This is a genomic window from Campylobacter sp. 2014D-0259 (assembly GCF_008000505.1).
GTDB classification, from domain to species: Bacteria; Campylobacterota; Campylobacteria; order Campylobacterales; family Campylobacteraceae; genus Campylobacter_D; species Campylobacter_D jejuni.
Window position 1 is genome coordinate 1 of record NZ_VOAQ01000016.1, and the last position, 18,590, is coordinate 18,590.

The 18,590-nt window shown below is 30.8% G+C and carries 19 protein-coding genes and 1 pseudogene; 6 read left to right on the forward strand and 14 right to left on the reverse strand.

Translation table 11 applies throughout. The annotated features are described in order from the left end of the window. Positions 1–226 precede the first annotated feature (226 nt). The 4 genes from SR63_RS03150 to dnaK all read left to right on the forward strand — a co-directional run bounded on the left by SR63_RS03150 (position 227) and on the right by dnaK (position 4,837). Complete coding sequence (locus tag SR63_RS03150) at positions 227–1,408, forward strand: hypothetical protein (protein WP_002865981.1); 1,182 nt, start codon at positions 227–229, stop codon at positions 1,406–1,408. Between the two features lie 216 nt (positions 1,409–1,624). Continuing rightward, on the forward strand, positions 1,625–2,416 hold the full coding sequence (locus SR63_RS03155; RefSeq protein WP_002856966.1) for an HrcA family transcriptional regulator: 792 nt from the start codon (positions 1,625–1,627) through the stop codon (positions 2,414–2,416). After that, entirely contained in the window at positions 2,413–2,943 is a 531-nt protein-coding gene (gene grpE, locus SR63_RS03160; protein ID WP_002865982.1) for a nucleotide exchange factor GrpE, read from the forward strand. Before SR63_RS03155 ends, grpE begins: the two co-directional genes overlap by 4 nt. Positions 2,944–2,965: 22 nt before the next feature. Next, positions 2,966–4,837, forward strand: coding sequence for a molecular chaperone DnaK (dnaK, locus tag SR63_RS03165; protein WP_002856760.1), 1,872 nt, complete (start codon positions 2,966–2,968; stop codon positions 4,835–4,837). A 45-nt stretch (positions 4,838–4,882) separates the two neighbouring features. Here the strand turns inward: dnaK and SR63_RS08690 are convergent. Beyond that, positions 4,883–5,081, reverse strand: a pseudogene (locus tag SR63_RS08690) (flagellar basal body protein FliL); the annotation flags it as partial. Positions 5,082–5,189: 108 nt separating this feature from the next. On the opposite strand from SR63_RS08690, the gene SR63_RS03175 reads away from it, so the two are divergent. Together SR63_RS03175 and SR63_RS03180 are read left to right on the forward strand one after the other, a co-directional pair. Then, positions 5,190–6,212, forward strand: coding sequence for an MBL fold metallo-hydrolase (locus SR63_RS03175; RefSeq protein ID WP_002865984.1), 1,023 nt, complete (start codon positions 5,190–5,192; stop codon positions 6,210–6,212). 69 nt (positions 6,213–6,281) lie between these two features. Then, positions 6,282–6,623: a cupin domain-containing protein gene (locus SR63_RS03180; RefSeq protein ID WP_002865985.1), complete on the forward strand. Its 342-nt coding sequence runs from the start codon at positions 6,282–6,284 to the stop codon at positions 6,621–6,623. Positions 6,624–6,672: 49 nt separating this feature from the next. On the opposite strand, the gene SR63_RS03185 is transcribed toward SR63_RS03180, so the two are convergent. The 13 genes from SR63_RS03185 to SR63_RS03245 form a co-directional block, all read right to left on the reverse strand. Then, on the reverse strand, positions 6,673–7,842 hold the full coding sequence (locus SR63_RS03185; protein ID WP_147498356.1) for a pyridoxal phosphate-dependent aminotransferase: 1,170 nt from the start codon (positions 7,840–7,842) through the stop codon (positions 6,673–6,675). A 172-nt stretch (positions 7,843–8,014) separates the two neighbouring features. After that, positions 8,015–8,653 (reverse strand): serine O-acetyltransferase, encoded by a 639-nt coding sequence (cysE, locus tag SR63_RS03190; RefSeq protein ID WP_002866897.1) that lies wholly within the window; start codon positions 8,651–8,653, stop codon positions 8,015–8,017. Then, positions 8,654–10,489 carry a biosynthetic arginine decarboxylase gene (speA, locus tag SR63_RS03195; RefSeq protein WP_032595244.1) on the reverse strand — a complete coding sequence of 612 codons (1,836 nt, stop codon included), beginning with the start codon at positions 10,487–10,489 and terminating at the stop codon, positions 8,654–8,656. Beyond that, positions 10,486–11,712: a histidine--tRNA ligase gene (hisS, locus tag SR63_RS03200; RefSeq protein ID WP_002866898.1), complete on the reverse strand. Its 1,227-nt coding sequence runs from the start codon at positions 11,710–11,712 to the stop codon at positions 10,486–10,488. Before hisS ends, speA begins: the two co-directional genes overlap by 4 nt. Next, positions 11,709–12,287, reverse strand: a complete 579-nt coding sequence (tmk, locus tag SR63_RS03205; protein ID WP_002866899.1) for a dTMP kinase — start codon at positions 12,285–12,287, stop codon at positions 11,709–11,711. Before tmk ends, hisS begins: the two co-directional genes overlap by 4 nt. Beyond that, a complete protein-coding gene (coaD, locus tag SR63_RS03210; protein ID WP_002852633.1) occupies positions 12,278–12,754 on the reverse strand; it encodes a pantetheine-phosphate adenylyltransferase in 477 nt (158 codons plus the stop codon). Before coaD ends, tmk begins: the two co-directional genes overlap by 10 nt. A gap of 39 nt (positions 12,755–12,793) precedes the next feature. Continuing rightward, a complete protein-coding gene (locus tag SR63_RS03215) occupies positions 12,794–13,357 on the reverse strand; it encodes a UbiX family flavin prenyltransferase (RefSeq protein ID WP_002877254.1) in 564 nt (187 codons plus the stop codon). Then, complete coding sequence (flgA, locus tag SR63_RS03220) at positions 13,354–14,016, reverse strand: flagellar basal body P-ring formation chaperone FlgA (RefSeq protein WP_002866901.1); 663 nt, start codon at positions 14,014–14,016, stop codon at positions 13,354–13,356. The genes SR63_RS03215 and flgA overlap by 4 nt, the downstream gene beginning before the upstream one ends. A gap of 83 nt (positions 14,017–14,099) precedes the next feature. Beyond that, positions 14,100–14,876, reverse strand: a complete 777-nt coding sequence (locus tag SR63_RS03225) for a MetQ/NlpA family ABC transporter substrate-binding protein (RefSeq protein WP_002866902.1) — start codon at positions 14,874–14,876, stop codon at positions 14,100–14,102. Positions 14,877–14,885: 9 nt separating this feature from the next. Next, entirely contained in the window at positions 14,886–15,656 is a 771-nt protein-coding gene (locus SR63_RS03230; RefSeq protein WP_002857015.1) for a MetQ/NlpA family ABC transporter substrate-binding protein, read from the reverse strand. 48 nt (positions 15,657–15,704) lie between these two features. Beyond that, positions 15,705–16,478, reverse strand: coding sequence for a MetQ/NlpA family ABC transporter substrate-binding protein (locus tag SR63_RS03235; RefSeq protein ID WP_012006685.1), 774 nt, complete (start codon positions 16,476–16,478; stop codon positions 15,705–15,707). A gap of 191 nt (positions 16,479–16,669) precedes the next feature. Then, the gene (locus SR63_RS03240; RefSeq protein ID WP_004304137.1) at positions 16,670–17,581 is read right to left on the reverse strand and encodes a methionine ABC transporter permease; all 912 of its coding nucleotides are present in this window, start codon (positions 17,579–17,581) and stop codon (positions 16,670–16,672) included. Beyond that, positions 17,578–18,588: a methionine ABC transporter ATP-binding protein gene (locus SR63_RS03245; protein ID WP_002893140.1), complete on the reverse strand. Its 1,011-nt coding sequence runs from the start codon at positions 18,586–18,588 to the stop codon at positions 17,578–17,580. Before SR63_RS03245 ends, SR63_RS03240 begins: the two co-directional genes overlap by 4 nt. Between the last annotated feature and the right edge of the window lie 2 nt (positions 18,589–18,590).

An 18,590-nucleotide genomic window follows, 5' to 3' on the forward strand; every position in this document is an offset into this window, starting at 1 on the left:
TACTTTATATATAAATCCTATGTTTATTTTTATTGTTGTTTTAGATGGTGTTTGAAATAGTGTTTAAAAAAGAGTTTGCTGCTGGTTAGGGTTTTTAGAGAGAATAGGGTGTTTTTAGGGTTTGGAAGGTAATAGAGGATAAAAATTTAAAATTTTCTAAGTTAAAATTACGTAAAATATATTAGCAATATTTTTGAAAAGATGTCGAAAATTTGAAGGCATCAAAATGGATTTTATAAAATTTCTTAATCATTTTCAACCCATATCTAAATCTTCTCAGCAAGCTAGTGTATATAAATCTTTTAAGTTAAATTTAAAACCAAAGATTCTTAATGAAAAAGACGAAAATTCCTCTTCATTTCAAGATCAAAAAACAGATGTAGCTCAAACTATGCTTCAAAGATTAGAAGATGAAAAAGTTTTCAATCAAAAGGTAAGTGATAAAGTGAAAAAAGCTGAAAGAGGTATGACTACTATATATTTTAGAGATCCTATTACAAATAACCTTGTTCGTAGTGCTTTAAGTTCAACAGCTATCAATAAAATGGGAATTGAATTTGATAAAGAAGATATGACTAAAAGACTTGATGGATCATATATATTAAATGGAAAAGCTGAAAATTTTGTGGCTGGATGGTATGCTGATATAGCATATACTAGAGCTTATGTGGCTAGCGATAGAAATAATGATGGATATTTAGAAGATTATGAGCTTGAAGATACGAAAAGTGGTTTTGTAGCACAGGAAACAAATTTAGGACTTTTTGTGCAATCTTATACACAATTAAATGGTAGTGTAGATACTCTATTTGGTTTTGAAAAAGATTTTAGAGAAATGCGTCCAGATGATACCAAAGATACAGATTATGCTGGTAGAACTATAGGCTTAGAGCTTGATAAAATGATAAGAAAAGATGGAGATTTTGATGGAGAGCTTAGTTTTAGCGAAACTGGCATGCAAGCAGTAAAAACCAAAGCTCCAAATTCTGGATGGACTGAAAGTGTAGGTATATTAACTTTAACTAAATTTGATCAAACTAATACAATGGAAATTAAAGATATCTTGGATAAATTAGGTAAAGGTGTAAAATATGATGATTTAAGTGAAGATGAAAAATCTCTACTTAAAATGCAATTATCTGATAAAATTTTTGATGAAGTTGAAGATAAAGAAACTGGTAATAAAAAACTTGTTTTTAATCTGGATAAATTTAAAATTTTCTATGAAGGTTTTGTGGATTTATTCAAACAAAGAAGTGTAAAAATGCTAGGTTTAAAACCTGAAGATGCAACTAAACTTAATTATGACAATCTTGGTGAAATTGTCAACGAAATGAAGCAAACTTATTTTGATACAAATTCTACAAGTTATGGAAAAATAGCTGATTTAATTAAAATTTGGGCTTAGTTTTTATAATTATCTTGTAAAGTGTATTGTTATTTTTATTTTGATATATTGATATATTGTATTCTTATAAAAAAGCAACTAATAAAAGTTTAGTCATATAGACTAAATAAAATTAAGTATATTTTTTTATATTTATACTTGACAAAATAACACTCAATGTTGTATAATACTTCTAGCAATCAAAAAATAGAGTGCTAAAAATTTAAGGAAAGAGCTATGAAAAGCCGAGATAAAAAGGATTTGATTTTAGATTCTATCATCCAAACTTATCTTTTAGATAATGTTCCTATTGGTTCAAATGAATTGAATTTAAATCTTTGCATCCCTGCTTCAACTATACGCGTCTATCTTAAAAGGCTTAGCGACGAGGGTTTGATCACTCAGCTTCATATAAGTAGTGGTAGAATTCCTACTATTTTGACAATGCAAAATTACTGGCAAAGTTTTTGGAAAAAAGAACAAGATCAAGATATCAATATCAAAAGTGAGAATTTTTTAAAAGAGTTGAGTAAAGAATTTGAAATTTACTGTCTTGTTTATGGTGGTAGAAGCTTAGTGCTTAAAGAAGTGCTTGATCTAAATGCTAAGTTTATAGTGCTTGATTTTAAAGAAGAAGAGCTCGTTTTAAAATATGAAAAAGAAGCATGGAATTTTTTACAAAGTCTTATAGGATTGGATCTTTTTAGTATAGAAAAAATAGCTTTGAGGGTTCATTTTATGGATCTTGTAGAAAAAATAGCTAGCTTAAGGCAAAATTTGATTTGCTATAGAAGCAATGAAGAAAGAGCTTATCAAATTTATCAAAATGATGAATTTGTTAAGCTCTTAGATTGCGGAGTTCATCGTTATTTTAAAGAAAGTCTTGAATTTGAACCTTTATTTAAAGAAGGTTTTATGGGGCTTAAGGTGGATGCGCAGTTTTTGGGCGAAGATGTAAATATTATCTTAGCAGGTAGTGTTTATACGGATTATAAAAAAATATTACAATACATAAAGGAGGCGGCGTGAGCGAGCAAAAGCAAGAATTTGAAAATGAAAACGCAGAAAATTCTGAACATTTGCAAGATGAGAATTTGCAAAATATCGAAGATGTTGAGCAAAACAGATTGCAAAAAGACTATGATGAATTAAAAGACAAATATATGCGTGCAAACGCTGAATTTGAAAATATTAAAAAAAGAATGGAAAAAGAAAAGCTAAGTGCTATGGCTTATGCAAATGAAAGCTTTGCAAAGGATTTGCTTGATGTTTTGGATGCTTTAGAAGCAGCTATTAATGTCGAATGTCATGATGAAATTAGCTTAAAAATCAAAGAAGGAGTGCAAAACACTTTAGATTTGTTTCTTAAAAAACTTGAAAAGCATGGAGTGGCTCTTATTAAAGAAGAAAAAGAGTTCGATCCAAATTTACATGAGGCAATGTTTCATGTAGATAGCCAAAATCATCAAAGTGGTGAAGTGGTTACCGTGCTTCAAAAAGGCTATAAAATAGCCGATCGCGTAATCCGCCCAACCAAAGTTAGTGTAGCAAAATAAATTTTAATAAAAAGGATAAAAAATGAGTAAAGTTATAGGTATAGATTTAGGAACAACCAATTCTTGTGTTGCTGTGTATGAACGCGGTGAGAGTAAAGTAATTCCAAATAAAGAAGGTAAAAATACAACTCCTTCTGTGGTAGCTTTTACAGATAAAGGCGAGGTTTTAGTAGGAGATAGTGCAAAACGCCAAGCGGTAACTAACCCTGAAAAAACTATTTATTCTATTAAAAGAATTATGGGTTTGATGATCAATGAAGACGCGGCTAAAGAAGCTAAAAACAGACTTCCTTATCATATCACTGAAAGAAATGGTGCTTGTGCTATTGAGATCGCAGGGAAAATTTATACTCCGCAAGAAATTTCAGCAAAAGTTTTAATGAAACTAAAAGAAGATGCTGAAGCTTTCTTGGGCGAGAGTGTTGTAGATGCAGTTATTACTGTGCCTGCATATTTTAACGATGCACAAAGAAAAGCGACAAAAGAAGCAGGAACGATAGCAGGGCTTAATGTATTAAGAATTATCAATGAGCCTACTTCAGCAGCTCTAGCTTATGGACTTGATAAAAAAGATAGTGAAAAAATCGTGGTTTATGATCTAGGTGGGGGAACTTTTGACGTTACTGTGCTTGAAACCGGTGATAATGTAGTAGAAGTTTTAGCAACAGGTGGTAATGCTTTCTTAGGTGGCGATGATTTTGATAATAAACTTATTGATTTTCTAGCTAATGAATTTAAAGATGAAACAGGTATAGATCTTAAAAATGATGTTATGGCTCTACAACGCTTGAAAGAAGCAGCAGAAAATGCTAAAAAAGAATTAAGCTCAGCTAATGAAACTGAAATTAATTTACCATTTATCACAGCAGATGCAAGTGGGCCAAAACATTTGGTTAAAAAACTTACTAGAGCTAAATTTGAAGGTATGATTGATTCTTTAGTGGCTGAAACCATCACTAAAATCAATGAAGTAGTAAGCGACGCAGGTCTTAAAAAAGATGAGATTAAAGAAATTGTTATGGTAGGAGGCTCTACTCGTGTTCCTTTAGTGCAAGAAGAAGTGAAAAAAGCCTTTAATAAAGATCTTAACAAGTCTGTAAATCCAGATGAAGTTGTGGCTATTGGTGCGGCGATTCAAGGTGCGGTTATAAAAGGCGATGTTAAAGATGTGCTTTTACTTGATGTTACTCCGCTCTCTTTGGGTATAGAAACTCTAGGTGGGGTAATGACTAAGATTATCGAAAAAGGTACAACTATTCCAACTAAAAAAGAGCAAGTTTTCTCAACCGCTGAGGATAATCAAAGTGCTGTAACTATCAATGTTTTACAAGGGGAAAGAGAATTTAGTCGTGATAATAAATCTTTAGGAAATTTCAATCTTGAAGGAATTCCACCAGCACCACGCGGTATGCCACAAATCGAAGTTACTTTTGATATCGATGCAAATGGTATTTTAACCGTTAGTGCAAAAGATAAAGCAACAGGTAAGGCTCAAGAGATCAAAATCACAGGTTCAAGCGGACTTAGCGAAGAAGAAATTAATAACATGGTAAAAGATGCTGAACTTCACAAAGAAGAAGATAAAAAACGCAAAGAAGCTGTAGATGCTAGAAATGCAGCTGATAGCTTGGCGCATCAAGTAGAAAAATCTTTAAGCGAGCTGGGTGAAAAAGTTGCTGCTGCTGATAAAGAAAATATCCAAAAAGCTCTTGATGATTTGCGCGAGACTTTGAAAAATCAAAATGCAAGCAAAGAAGAGATTGAAAGTAAAATGAAAGCTTTAAGTGAAGTTTCTCATAAGTTAGCTGAAAATATGTATAAAAAAGATGAGCCAAATACAGCTAATGATAAAAAGAAAAAAGATGACGATGTAATCGACGCTGAAGTTGAGTAATCCTAAAATCTCTATTCAAGCCTTTTTAAAAGGCTTGAAAATTTTTTAAAATTTTAAAGAAATGACAAAATCTGTAAAATATAATTCTTTTATTAGCTTGCTACCTAATTTTTCATTGATTTTTTAACCAATTCTTTTTGAAGTTCCAGTTTAAAATCAGATAATTCATTTTCTTGTATTTCTTTTACTAAAATGGTTTGAATAATGTAGGTAAAATTTTTGTAAAATCTTCTAAAGAAAATTTAACTTCATCCAAATCATTTTAGCGTAAGTAAACTAAAAACTTAGTAATAAAATAAAATTAATCTAAAAACTTTTTAGATATAATCTTAATAAACATAAAAGGAAAAATTTGAATTTATCATTTAAAACCTTTGATATTTCTAATGTGCAACGATCAAAAGCTAAAAAAGTGCAGGGTAAAAAATATGAAATTTTTCTTAATGAAAATGAGCAAAGTCTTATAACTCCTAAAGTGTCTTTTAAAGAAATTTTGAGGTATTATTATCTTTATCCAAAAAATGCCATTCCTTCTTTTAAATTACCTTTTTTCAAGCCTGATTTGAGTGGTTTTAGCACTCCGCATATTACTTGGCTTGGACATTCTTCGCTTTTTATAAGTTTTAAAGAATATAAAATTTTGATTGATCCTGTTTTTAACACTCATGCTTCGCCTATTTCTTTTATCAATAAGGCTTTTAAAAATACTCCTGTTTATAATGTAAATGATTTTAATGAAATTTTTGCTGTGATTATCACGCATTCGCATTTTGATCATTTAGATGCTAAGAGTATAAAAGCTTTAAAAGAAAAAGCACGATTTTTTATCACACCTTTAAAAGTGGGAAATTATCTAAAAAGCTATGGGGTGAGTGAGAAAAAAATCATAGAGCTTGATTGGTGGAGTGGAGTAGAATTTGGTGATTTAAAAATCATTGCAACACCTGCACAGCACAGTTCAAGTAGAGGAGATGGTAAAAACAAAACCCTTTGGGCTTCTTTTGTGATGGAATTTTTAAGTGTAGATAAGAGAGTGTTTTTTAGTGCAGATGGAGGATATTTTACACATTTTAAAAAAATAGGTGAATATTTTGGAAGTTTTGATCTAGCTTGTCTTGAAAGCGGACAGTTTAATATCGCTTGGCCATATTCACACTCTTTTCCTGATCAAATTTTAAAAGAAGCGAAAGATCTTAATGCAAAGGCTGTCATGCCTATACATTGGGGGAGATTTTTAGTAGGAACTCACGCGTGGAATGAAGTGATAAAATTTCTTTATGAAAATTTAGATTTACCCCTTATCACACCAAAAATGGGCGAGGCTTATGAAATAGGGGCTAAATTTAAACAGGATTTTTGGTGGAAAGAAGGATAAATTAACACAAGTTTATAATCTATATTTTGGTTTTTGCTATAGTTTTATAAAACTAAAAAAGGAGATTTTGTGAAAATCATTCAATGGAATAGGGCGGAATTTAGCCCAAAAGAAGTGAAAATCAATGTTTTAATTGACAATGAAAAAGGTAAAGAAATTCAAATTTTATTAGCTAAAGATAGTGTGATGAAAGAGCATAAAGCTCCTTTTGCTATACATGTTCAAGTTTTAAGTGGTAAAATTTGGTTTGAAGTGGAAAAGGAAAAATTTGAATTAAATGTTTTAGATATGATAAGCCTAGAGGCAAATGTAGCGCATTCTTTAGGTGGATTAGAAAATTCTATAATAAGATTGAGTTTAAATAAATCAGATAGTGTTCAAAGGGTAAATGCTGTGCTTAAAAAGCCTTGATTTTATAAGGTTTTAATTTGCCTAAATAATTCTAGGCTTTAACCTAGAATTATTTATAGTTTTTAATGAAATTTGCTATTCTTTCTAAACCTTTTTTGATAAGCTCATCGCTTGTGGCATAAGAAAGTCTGAAGTATCCATCCATTCCAAAACCTACACCTGGAACAACGGCAACTTTTTCTTGTTCAAGTAATTTTTGACAAAAATTCATAGAATCTTTTTCTATTTTTTGTATATTTACAAAAAGATAAAAAGCACCTTCTGGTTTATAAACACTGATATTTGGGATTTGTTTAAGTATGTCTAAGGCTAAGTTACGGCGTTTTTCAAAGGCTTGACGCATTTTTTCTATATCTTTATCACATTCTCCATTTAAAGCAGGAATGGCTGCATGTTGAGTGATGGAACAAATATTTGAAGTGCTTTGTCCTTGAAGTCTTTTAACGGCTGAAATTAGGGCTTTATTTTTGCTTGCCATATAGCCAAAACGCCATCCTGGCATAGCCCCGCATTTACTAAGCCCGTTAATAGTCACAGTGCGTTTTAAAGCATCTTCGCTTACACTTGCAAAAGCTACAAAATCAAAACCATCATAGCGAAGTTTTTCATACATTTCATCACTTAAAACAGTGATTTGTGTTCCTTCTAAAACTTTTGCAATTTGAGTTAATTCTTCTTTAGAATAAATCGACCCCACAGGATTTGAAGGAGAATTTAACATCAAAACCTTGGTTTTAGCTGTGATAGCTTTTTTTAGTTGTTCAGCGGTAATTTTAAAGCCATTTTCTTCTAAGCCTTCTACAAATACAGGTTTTCCACCTGCAAATTTTACCATTTCAGGATAGCTTACCCAGTAAGGACTAGGGATAATCACTTCATCATCTTTTTCTACTAAACATTCTATACATTCAAAAAGAGAGTGTTTTGCGCCTACATTGGTGATAATTTCGCTTGTTTCATAATCAAGATTATTATCTTTTTTAAATTTGATTTGAATAGCTTTTAATACTTCAGGAATTCCCGCAACAGCAGTGTATTTTCCACATCCTTTTTCAATAGCACTTATAGCGGCATTTTTGATGATTTGTGGTGTGTCAAAATCAGGTTCGCCTGCTGAAAAACTAATGATATCTTCGCCTTTAGCTTTAAGTTCATTGGTAAGTGCAGTGATGGCTAAAGTGATAGATTCTTCTAAAACTTGAGATCTTTTTGTAAGCATTTTTCAATCCTTAATAATTTTTGTTTAATTTTAGCAGAAAATTGCATTTTTACAATAAATTTAATTTAAAAATGAGTTATAAATTTCAATAAATGTGAAAATTTGTATTAATTTTTTAGGAAAAATTAATACGCATAATAATACATATAATTTTATGTATTATAAAAAATTATTATTTTTGTGATTCAGGTTGTTTTAATATAAGATTTTCAAGTTCTAAAATTTTCTTTTCTAACTTTTCTAGTTTGTCATCGCAATTTGCATCTATGGCTCTAATGTTTTTATTTTTACGCTCTTCGATAATATAAGCAGGAATGCCAACGGCAGTTAAATTTGCACCTACATCTTTAACTACTACAGCATTTGAGCCTATTTTGGCATTTTCTCCTATGGTGATATTGCCAAGTACTTTTGCGCCTGAGCCTATGATCACTCCTTTTTTTATGGTTGGATGGCGTTTAGCACCTTTTTCTAGGCTTGTTCCACCTAAAGTAACGCCTTGATAAATTAAAACATCATCTTCTATAATTGCTGTTTGACCTATAACCACTCCATTGGCGTGATCTATAAAAACACGCCTTCCAAGTTCTGCGCCAGGGTGTAAATCTACCCCAGTTAAGAATTGTGAAATTCCACTAATCATTCTAGCAATGCGTTTAAAATTTCTTATATAAAAAAAATGTGCAAAGCGGTAATTTACTACAGCCCACACTCCAGGGTAATTAAAAAAAAGTTCTATACAAGAATTAAAAGCTGGATCTTGTGCCTTTGGCTGAGAAAAATCTTCTTTTATAATACCCCAAAAATTCATCTAAACTCCTATGCTTTTTAAATAACCATTATCATTTAAGAAAAGATAAAGCTCCCCTAAAATATGCTTTTTTTGCTTGTCATTTACAAGCTTAGAATTACTTATGCGTTCATTAAGTATATCCATGATAGCGTGTATATCATAGTCTAAATCTTCTAAGGCATCAAGTATGGATTGTGCTTCTATAATCCCCTCAACTTCATAGCCTTTTTCATTGATACTTATAATAGCTTCAGTAGGATGAGTAAAAAGATTGTGTTTCATTCCAAGTACTTCTTGATAGGCACCTACAAGAAAAAACCCTAGAAAATAATTTTCTTTTTCTACATCTACATCGTGTAAAAATAAAGGTTTATCTTTAGAGTATGAAATTTCTCCATCACTATCGCAGGTTATATCCCAAATACTTGCACTTCGAGTCGGTTCTTCATCTAAGCGATCAAGTGGCATGATAGGGAAATTTTGTTCTAAGCCCCAAAAATCGGGTATGCTTTGAAAGAGTGAAAAATTTACCAAATACCTTTCTTGTACTTCATCTTGTATAGCAAGTAAATCCGCAGGATTTTGCTTATCACCTAAAAGCAAGATGGCTTTTTTTGTAATCAAATGAGTTAAAATTTCAGCATTGGAACGATCTTGTAAATCCACATAGCCCAAATCAAAAAGAGTTAAAATACTCTCTAAATGATCTATGCTATCGTGCAAGTATTCTAATGCATTGGAAGGTTTTATGCTTTTATAAAGATCATAAAGCTCATCGATAAGTTTTGGATTTTGTTTTTTAAGTATGAGTTTGTTTTCTGCGTATTCTTGAGAAAAAAGTTCTAATACAGGAGCAATTAAAACAGCGTGATTAGCTGCTACAAAACGTCCACTTTCTATGAAAATATCAGGCTCTAAATCTTTTTTTTGTTCAGCTATATTTTTTAGGATAAAAACTACATCGTTAGCGTATTCCCTTAAGGTATAATTTCTACTTTTTTCATTTTTAAATTGTGAGTATTCTACAGCTAAACCGCCACCAAGATTGATAGCTTTTAGATTTTTAGCTCCCATTTTTCTAAGTTCTGTGTAAATATTTCCTGCTTCATTTAAGGCTTTTTTCAAGGGATGAATTTCGGTAATTTGTGAGCCTAGATGAAAGTGAATCATGGTAAATTGTTCTAAAAGTTTGTTTTCTTTGAGTAAATTTACCGCTTCTATAAGTTCAGTGGATGTAAGTCCAAATTTAGAATTAATCCCACCGCTTTTTGCCCAAATTCCAACTCCAGCAGAATGTAAACGCACACGTAAGCCTATATTTGGTTTAGGTTTAAAGCGTTCTTTAGCTATGTCTATGATAGCTTCAAGCTCATTAAGTCCTTCTATAGTTAAAGTGATATTATGTCCCATTTCAGCTGCGATAAAGCCTATGTTGATAAGTTCTCTATCTTTAAAGCCATTTACGGTAATAGGTGCACCTTCGTTATTATAAGCCATAGCGAGTAAAAGCTCTGCTTTAGAACCTGCTTCAAGTCCGTAGTTATAGTCTTTTCCAAGCTTTACAAGATTTTTTACAAAACCAGGGTATTGATTTACCTTTAAAGGATAAACAGCGTTAAATCCTCCTTTATAGCCAAATTCCTTTCTTGCTTTATTGAAATTTCCGTAAATATTTTCAATTTGTTTTTGGATGAGATGAGGAAATCTTAAAAGTAAAGGTCCCTTATATCCATCATCTCTTAATTCTTTAACTATATCAATAATAGCAGGTTTTTTCTCGTGATTGATACAAACTTTACCATTTTTGATAATGAAATTTTCATTTCCCCAAATATCAATACCATAATCCATCATAAAACCTTCTTTAAGTCTGAAATTTTAATCATTTTTTCTTCTTTTTTTACTAAATTTTTATAAAACAAACTTTCATTTTGTGCTTCATTTTCTCCCATGCAAAGAAAAATTTCAGCATTATTTTTATCCGCGTTTTCGAGATGTTTAGCTAGTTTTCTTGCTTCATAGCTTAAAAGCACTTTATGTTCTTTTCTTAAATTTGTAGCGATATGCAAAAGTTTTTGGATATAAATTTCATCCATAGCACAAAGATAAATTCCTTCTCTTTGAACCTTTTCTTCTTTTTGTTCTAAAATGGCTATAATTCTTTCTATGCCCATGGCAAAACCTACACCAAAACCACTTTTTCCATCAAGATATTCAATAAGTCTATCATATCTTCCGCCCCCAGCAATAGCAGCTTTTGCACCAATTTCATCACTAATGAATTCAAAAGCCGTTTTAGAGTAGTAATCAAGCCCTCTAACAAGCTTAGAATCCACTTCAAAATCCACTCCATTTTCTTTTAAAACGCTTTGTAAAATTTCAAAGTCTTTTTGACAAGATGAGCATAAATTTTGATTTAAAAGCGGAGCATCGTTAAGTAAGCTTTGGCAATGCTCATTTTTGCAGTCTAAAACACGAATAGGATTTAAGTTTTTTCTACGCAAACAATCCTCGCAAAAACCTTCTTTGCTATCTAAAAAATGTATTAAATTTTCACGATATTTTGGCATACATTTTAAACAGCCTAAAGAGTTAATCAGTAATTTAAATTTAATATCCAAGCGTGAAAAAATTTCTACTAACATTAAAATAATACTTGCATCTTCATAAACGCTTGCATTTCCAAAACTTTCAACGCCAAATTGATGAAATTCTCTTAAGCGTCCCTTTTGGGGTCTTTCATAGCGGAACATAGAGCCATGATAAAACCATCTTTTCACACTAGTGTTTTTATCGAGTTTTTTTTCTATATAGGCACGCACCACCCCAGCAGTTCCTTCAGGACGCATGCAAACATGATTTTCGCCTTTATCGATAAATTCATACATTTCTTTACCTACTATATCAGAACTTTCTCCTACGCTTCTTTTAAAAAGGGTGCAAAGTTCTAAATGCGGTGTATTGATAAAAGTAAAGCCATAGTTTTTAGCTACTTCTTCGCAGGTTTTAATCACTTTTTCATAATAATATGCATCTTTATCTAATAAATCTTTCATTCCTTTTAAAGCGTTAATCATTGTAAAAATTCCTTTATTTGTTGGTGTAATTTTTCTTTACTTTCTTTTGCGTCAAGTGTTAAAATTTCTATAGAAATTTTTTCTTTTAAAAAATGAAGCACTTTTTCGAGTTTATCTTGCACACTTAAAAAATACTCAATGCCACGTTTTTCTATGCTATCTAGTTCTTTTTGACTGAGGCGTTCTTGGATAAGGTTTGCATCTCCTTTTAAAAAGATAATTTTTTGTGGAAAAAAATTTTCTAAAGCAAAACTATTTAAAGCAAAAAGCAAATCGTTTTCAAAATCTTTGGCATAAGCCATGCCTGAAATAAAACTTCTATCGCTAATAATGAGTTTGTTTTGATTGGTTTTTAAGATTTCTTCAAAATGTTGAGCACGATCAGCTAAAAAAAGCAAGAGTTCAGCTCTTTTGCTAATAGGATGAGTTTTATTAAGTAAAATTTCTCTTAAATGTTTTCCAAGTTCTGTTCCGCCAGGTTCGAGTGTAAAAATGGCGTCTTTGTAAATTTCTTTTAAAAGTGAAATTTGCGTACTTTTTCCTACGCAGTCAATACCTTCAAAAACTACATACAAGATTGATCCTTTAAAAAAGGTAGAATTTCTTTTGGAACAAGAGAACTTACATCGCCCCCATGTGCTACTATAGAGCGAACAATAGAACTTGAAATAAAAGCATGTTTTAGACTTGGCATAAGATAAATGGTTTCCATATCTTCCCAAAGTGCGTGATTTGCATAGCCAATTTGCAATTCGTATTCAAAATCACTCACTGCTCTAAGTCCACGGATTATAGTATTAACTTTTAATTCTTTGGCTAAATCTACAAGTAAATTATCAAAAGCAATGATTTTAACATTTTTTAAATTTTGTGTTGCAAGCAGGGCTAGTTCTTTGCGTTTTTCTAAATCATAGCAAGGTTTTTTATGTTCACTTTTTGCTATGGCAACGATGACTTCATCAAAAATTTTTAAAGCCCGTTTTATAACATCTAAATGCCCGTTGGTAATAGGATCAAAAGTCCCAGGATATAAACAAGTCATTTTTGCTCCAATTTTTTTTAAAAATATAACAAATTTAAACTAAAAATTTTGCCATTTTTCATATAAATTGTGTTTTATTTCTAAAAGATCTAACCATTTACCTACGATAAAATTTTCCATTTGCTCTAGATTGTTTGCTTTAGAATAACTTGCGATAATAGGAGGTGCGATGATAACTCCCATTTGGCTAAGTTTTAACATATGTTCTAAATTTAAAGTAGAAAAAGGCATTTCACGTACGCCTAAGATGAGTTTTTTTCTTTCTTTTAGGGCTACTGCTGCAGCACGCATTAAAAGAGTGTCTGCAAAACCAGCGTGAATTTTTGCTAAACTTGAAATCGAACAAGGAGCAATGATAGTTTTTTCTATTCCAAAAGATCCACTTGCTACACTTAGACTTAAATTTTTATCATCTAAAAAATGAGTGTATTTAAAATTTTCTTGACAAATTTCTTCTAAATTTACTTCATTTTCAGCTTTGAAACTAAGTTTTGCACCTTGAGTTAAAATACAATAAAGTTCGCATTGATTTTCTAAATTTTTTAATAATTTTAAGCCTAAATTGACACTGCTTGAACCAGAAATTCCTAATAAAACCTTCATTGTATAATCATCCTATTTTTACCCACTACGATGCCTTGCATAACTTTACCTTCTTTGTTTTTTGCACGAATCCTTTCGCCCATATTTGCACTTTGCAAAGCCACAAGTTCGATTAAAACATCAACATTTGCTTCGCTTAAAACCCCGATTATAGGATCATTTCGGCGTATTAAAGCTGTGGTTTTAAACATATTTGCTCTTAAAATAGCGTTTTTGTTAATATTGCTTTTAGCTACAAGATTATCTACATCATCTAAGGTTAAGGCATTTAAAGGAACTTTATCAAAATCAATCAATACGCTTTTATAGTCAAAAGCTCCAAGTTTATCTCCTCTTTTTATAGTGCGTTCGCTTTTTAAAACTTCTAAATTTGCTTGAATGAAATATCTAAAAAATACATTTTTTTGTATATTTTGCGGAGTTTTAAATTCAGCCCTTAAAAAGCCTTGTGCTTGATTAAAACGTCCATTAGCGATTCTTAGAAATTCATATTGATCAAAATCTTTAGGCAATGATGTTATTTTTAAATCAATTTGAGAAATTATAATTTTAGGAAAATTATTTCTAAATTCTTTAGCTAGTGCTGTTTTGATTTCTTCTAAACTAGCTGCTTGGATATAATTTATCACAATAAAAAAAGTTAAAAAAATAATTTTCATTTTTATCCTAAGAATTATAATGCAATAAATAGTATTTTAGCTTTTATAAGTTTAACAAAGCCTTTAGAAGGCTTTGTATAGAGTTAAAAAGTAGGGATAACAGAGCCTTTATATTTTTCTATGATAAAATTTTTAATTTTATCGCTTGTTAAAATTTCTTTAATAACAAGACTTTTTTGACTTGTTTCTTCACCTTTTATTGTAGCTAAAACAATAGCATATAAACTATCTTTATCTTCCATAAAAATACCATCTTTTAAAGGGTTTAAACCTGCTCCAAGAGCATAGTTTGTGGTAATAACAGCCAAATCAGTATCATTTAGGGCTCTTGGAAGTTGTGCGGCTTTAAGCTCTATAAATTTAAGTTTTTTTGGATTTTTACTTATGTCAATAGGGGTTTTAAGGGTGCTTTGACTTTTAAACTCTATTAAATTTGCTTTAGCTAGTAAATCAAGAGCTCTGCTTTCATTGGTAGCATCATTAGGTATAGCGATTTTAGCACCATTAGGAATATCTTTTATATCTTTTATGGAGTTAGAATATATAGCCATAGGAACTAAAACAATAGCACCTAAAGAACTTAAATTTGTTCCTTTGTGGGTATTAAAATCATCTAAAAAAGGTTTATGCTGATATAAATTTGCATCTAAATCTTTTTCATTTAAAGCGATATTAGGTATATTATAGTCATTAAATTCCTTAACTATTAACTTCCAACCTTTTTCTTGAAATAAGGGTTTGGAGAAATTTAAAATTTCAGCATAAGGCGTTGGTGTTGCACCTATGATTATGGTTTTATCTGCTCCAAAACTAAGGCTAATTGTAAATAAAACACTTAAAAATATTTTTTTAATATTCATGTTATACTCCTAAAAAGCTGGGATTAATATATCTTTATAATGTTCATTAATGATGGCTTTAAATTTATCGCTTCTTAAAATTTCATCAATTACTTTGGTCTTTTCGCTATTTTTATCTTCTGAGCGTACCACAACATAATTTACATAAGGGCTATTTTTATCTTCCCTAAAAATAGTATCTTTACTTGGATTCAGACCGGCTCCAAGTGCGAAATTAGAATTAATTATAGCAATATCAACATCATCTAAAGCTCTTGGAAGTTGTGCAGCTTTAAGCTCTATAAATTTAAGTTTTTTTGGATTTTTGTTTATGTCCAATGGGGTTTTTAGAGTATTTTTGTTAAGCTCTATTAATTTTGCTTTCTCTAAAAGCTCTAAAGCTCTACTTTCATTGGTGGCATCATTAGGTATAGCAACTCTAGCACCTTCTTTAAGATTTTCTAAATTTTTGATTTTTTTACTATAAACTCCTACTGGAGCTATAAGTACAGGCGTTGTTGCAATTAAATTTGAACCTTTCTTTAGGTTGTATTCTTCTAAAAAAGGTTTGTGTTGATATAAATTTGCATCAAGTTCTTTTTCCTCTAATGCACGATTGGGCAAAATATAGTCTGAAAATTCTACTATTTTAAGCTCATACCCTTTGTTTTTAAAATCATCTTTCATTAGTTCTAGTAAGCTACCAAAAGGATTTGGAGTGGCTCCTATAGTAATGTTTTGTGCAAATAGACTAGATAAATTTAGAATGCAAGCGAGTATAATAATTTTAAATAAATTCATAAAAACTCCTTTGTATTTAAGAAAAAAGTCCCCAGGTAAGGGACAAAATTAAAAAGCAGGTAAAACAGATCCGTTGTATTTTTCTATGATAAATTGTTTGATTTTATCACTTTGTAGAGCTTGGGTTAAGGCTTTGATTTTTGGATCGTTTTCATGTCCCACTCTTACAACAAGAATGTTTGCATACGGGCTTTCTTTATCTTCGATAAATACGCTATCTTTTGCAGGATTTAGATTTGCAGAGAGAGCGTAGTTGGAATTAATTACAGCAAAATCAACATCATCTAAAGCTCTTGGAAGTTGTGCGGGCTTTAATTCTACAAATTTAATTTTTTTAGGATTGTCTATAATATCAAGAGGTGTTTTTAAAGCCTTATCTTTAAATTTTACCAAACCTTTTTTTGCAATAATATCTAAAGCTCTACTTTCATTGGTTGGATCATTTGGAATGGCGATTTTAACCCCTTCTTTAATATCATCTAGACTTTTATATTTCTTGGAGTAAACAGCCATAGGTTCTATGTGTATGGCGGCTACTTTGATAAGTTTGGTGCCTTTGTTTTTATTAAATTCTTCCAAATAAGGAGTATGTTGGAAAAAATTTGCATCGGCTTCTCCGTTATCAACAGCTAGATTAGGTAAAACATAATCTGTAAATTCTTTGATTTCAAGTTTATAGCCTTGTTTTTCTAAATCAGGTTTTACTTGCTCTAGGATTTCAGCATGAGGGACGGGAGTTGCTGCAACTGTGATGGTTTCTAATGCATTTGCATTAAGACTTAATGTTAAAATACTTACTATAAATAAAGATTTGATTTTCATTTTTTTCCTTTTTAGTCATTTTGTGCTTGCTTTAATCTTAATAAATTCACTCTGACTATCAGGAAGAAGCATATAAAAACTTGTTGATAGTCAGATTAACGCATCTGATACATCATTTTAATTCCTTTAATTTTTTGTTTAAATTTTACTTAAAAAAACTTATATTTATCTTAAAAGGAGATATAATCTCCTTATTTTTCGAAACCTTTATAAAGCAAACTTCCCAAAAATAAGATAAAAACAATTACTTGCCAAAAGAAATTTTCATCATTGTTTATATTGATAACTATGCTAATTCCAAGTAAAATCAATAGAGTGGCAATAATATATGTAGTTTTACTATTTTTAGCCCAAGTATAAAATAAATTACCTAGAATTTGAACTAACTGAACTAATATAAGTAAAATAACTACAGTTTGAATCATAACTTCTTTGTTAAATCTTTCATAACCATAGCGAATAGCGACATCTCCCAAACCTCCACCACCGACAGTTCCAGCAAGAGCAGAAAAACCAATGGTAAAGATCAAAGTTAGGGTAATTCCGCTAATTATAGCAGGAAGGGCCTCACTAAAGATAACCTTGAAGATAATTTGAATATTGCTAGCACCATAACTTTTTGCTGCTTCTATGATTCCTTTGTCTATTTCTTTAAAAGCGCTTTCAAGCATCTTTGCCAAATAAGGAGCTATTCCGATAGCTAAAGGAACTATGGCAGCATTTGTACCTATGCTTGTGCCTACTATGATTTTAGAAAGTGGTAAAAGAACAACTATAAGAATTAAAAATGGAAAGGCACGCAGTATATTTGTAATAAAATCTAAAATGCTATAAGCGATTTTATTTTCTTTAATTCCGTTTTTATCCCAAATAGCAAGTAAAATTCCAGGAATGATAGCCAATAAAAATCCAAATAGTACAGCCATTAAACTCATATAAATTGTTTCATTAAGCGCAGGTTTTAAAATGTTTTCATAATTTTCACTGAAACTTGTAATAGAACTTAAACTCACTTCTTTAATATCCTGCCAAGAAAATTCATTAAAAAATTGAGAAATTCTACTAAAAAAAGCACTGATGATAGAGATGTTTTCTTCATTCATGATGCCACCTCCCATAATACTCCACTTTTTTCTATGTAATCAAGAACCTTGTCTTTATCCTTTTCATTTATATTTATAACTAAATTTCCCAAGGCTTTTCCATTAAGTTTTTCTATTTTACCCCAAACTATGTTAAAGTCTATATTTAGAGTTCTTGCCATATGAGTGATGACACTATTTTGGGCAACTTCTTTTGGAAAGTAAAGTTTGATATTAAGTCCGTGCTCAGGCAAGAAGTCGCTTTCTCCTAAAAATTCTTTCATTTTGGCATTAGGCCTTAAAAAAAGCTCATCAATTGCTCCACTTCCTATGATTTGTCCATGTTCAAGTAATAAAGCTTTTTGAGCTATGTCTTTTACTACATCCATTTCGTGAGTTACTAAAACAACAGTAATCCCAAATTCAGCATTGATTTTAGATATAAGCTCTAAAATATTTTTTGTAGTGTTTGGATCAAGAGCCGAAGTAGCTTCATCACTAAGTAAAATTTTTGGGTTTAAAGCTAAGGCTCTAGCAATAGCAACGCGTTGTTTTTGCCCCCCGCTCAGTTCTCTTGGATAGGATTTATTTTTATGATCAAGCCCTACGATTTCAAGTAAGGAATTGACTTTTTGGGCAATTTCTTTTTCGCTCATGTATTCTTTATTAAAAAGCTTGGCATGAAATTTACACTGAGTATAGTGTGTTCTTAAAGGCATAGCAACATTTTCAAATACATTTTTGCGTTCCATTAGGGCAAAATTTTGAAAGATCATCCCTATATCTTTTCTAAGCACTCTTAGCTCTTTTGATTTTTTTTGACTTAAATCTTTAATTTCTTGATCAAAGACTTTTAAACTTCCTTCTTGATAATTCTCAAGTCCATTAATACATCTTAAAAGAGTGGATTTTCCAGCTCCACTATGACCTACTATGGCGTAAATTTCACCCTTTTTAATCTCCAAAGAAACATCGTTTATCACGAGTTCCTTGCCATAATATTTTTTTAAATTTTTTATTTTTATCAAAT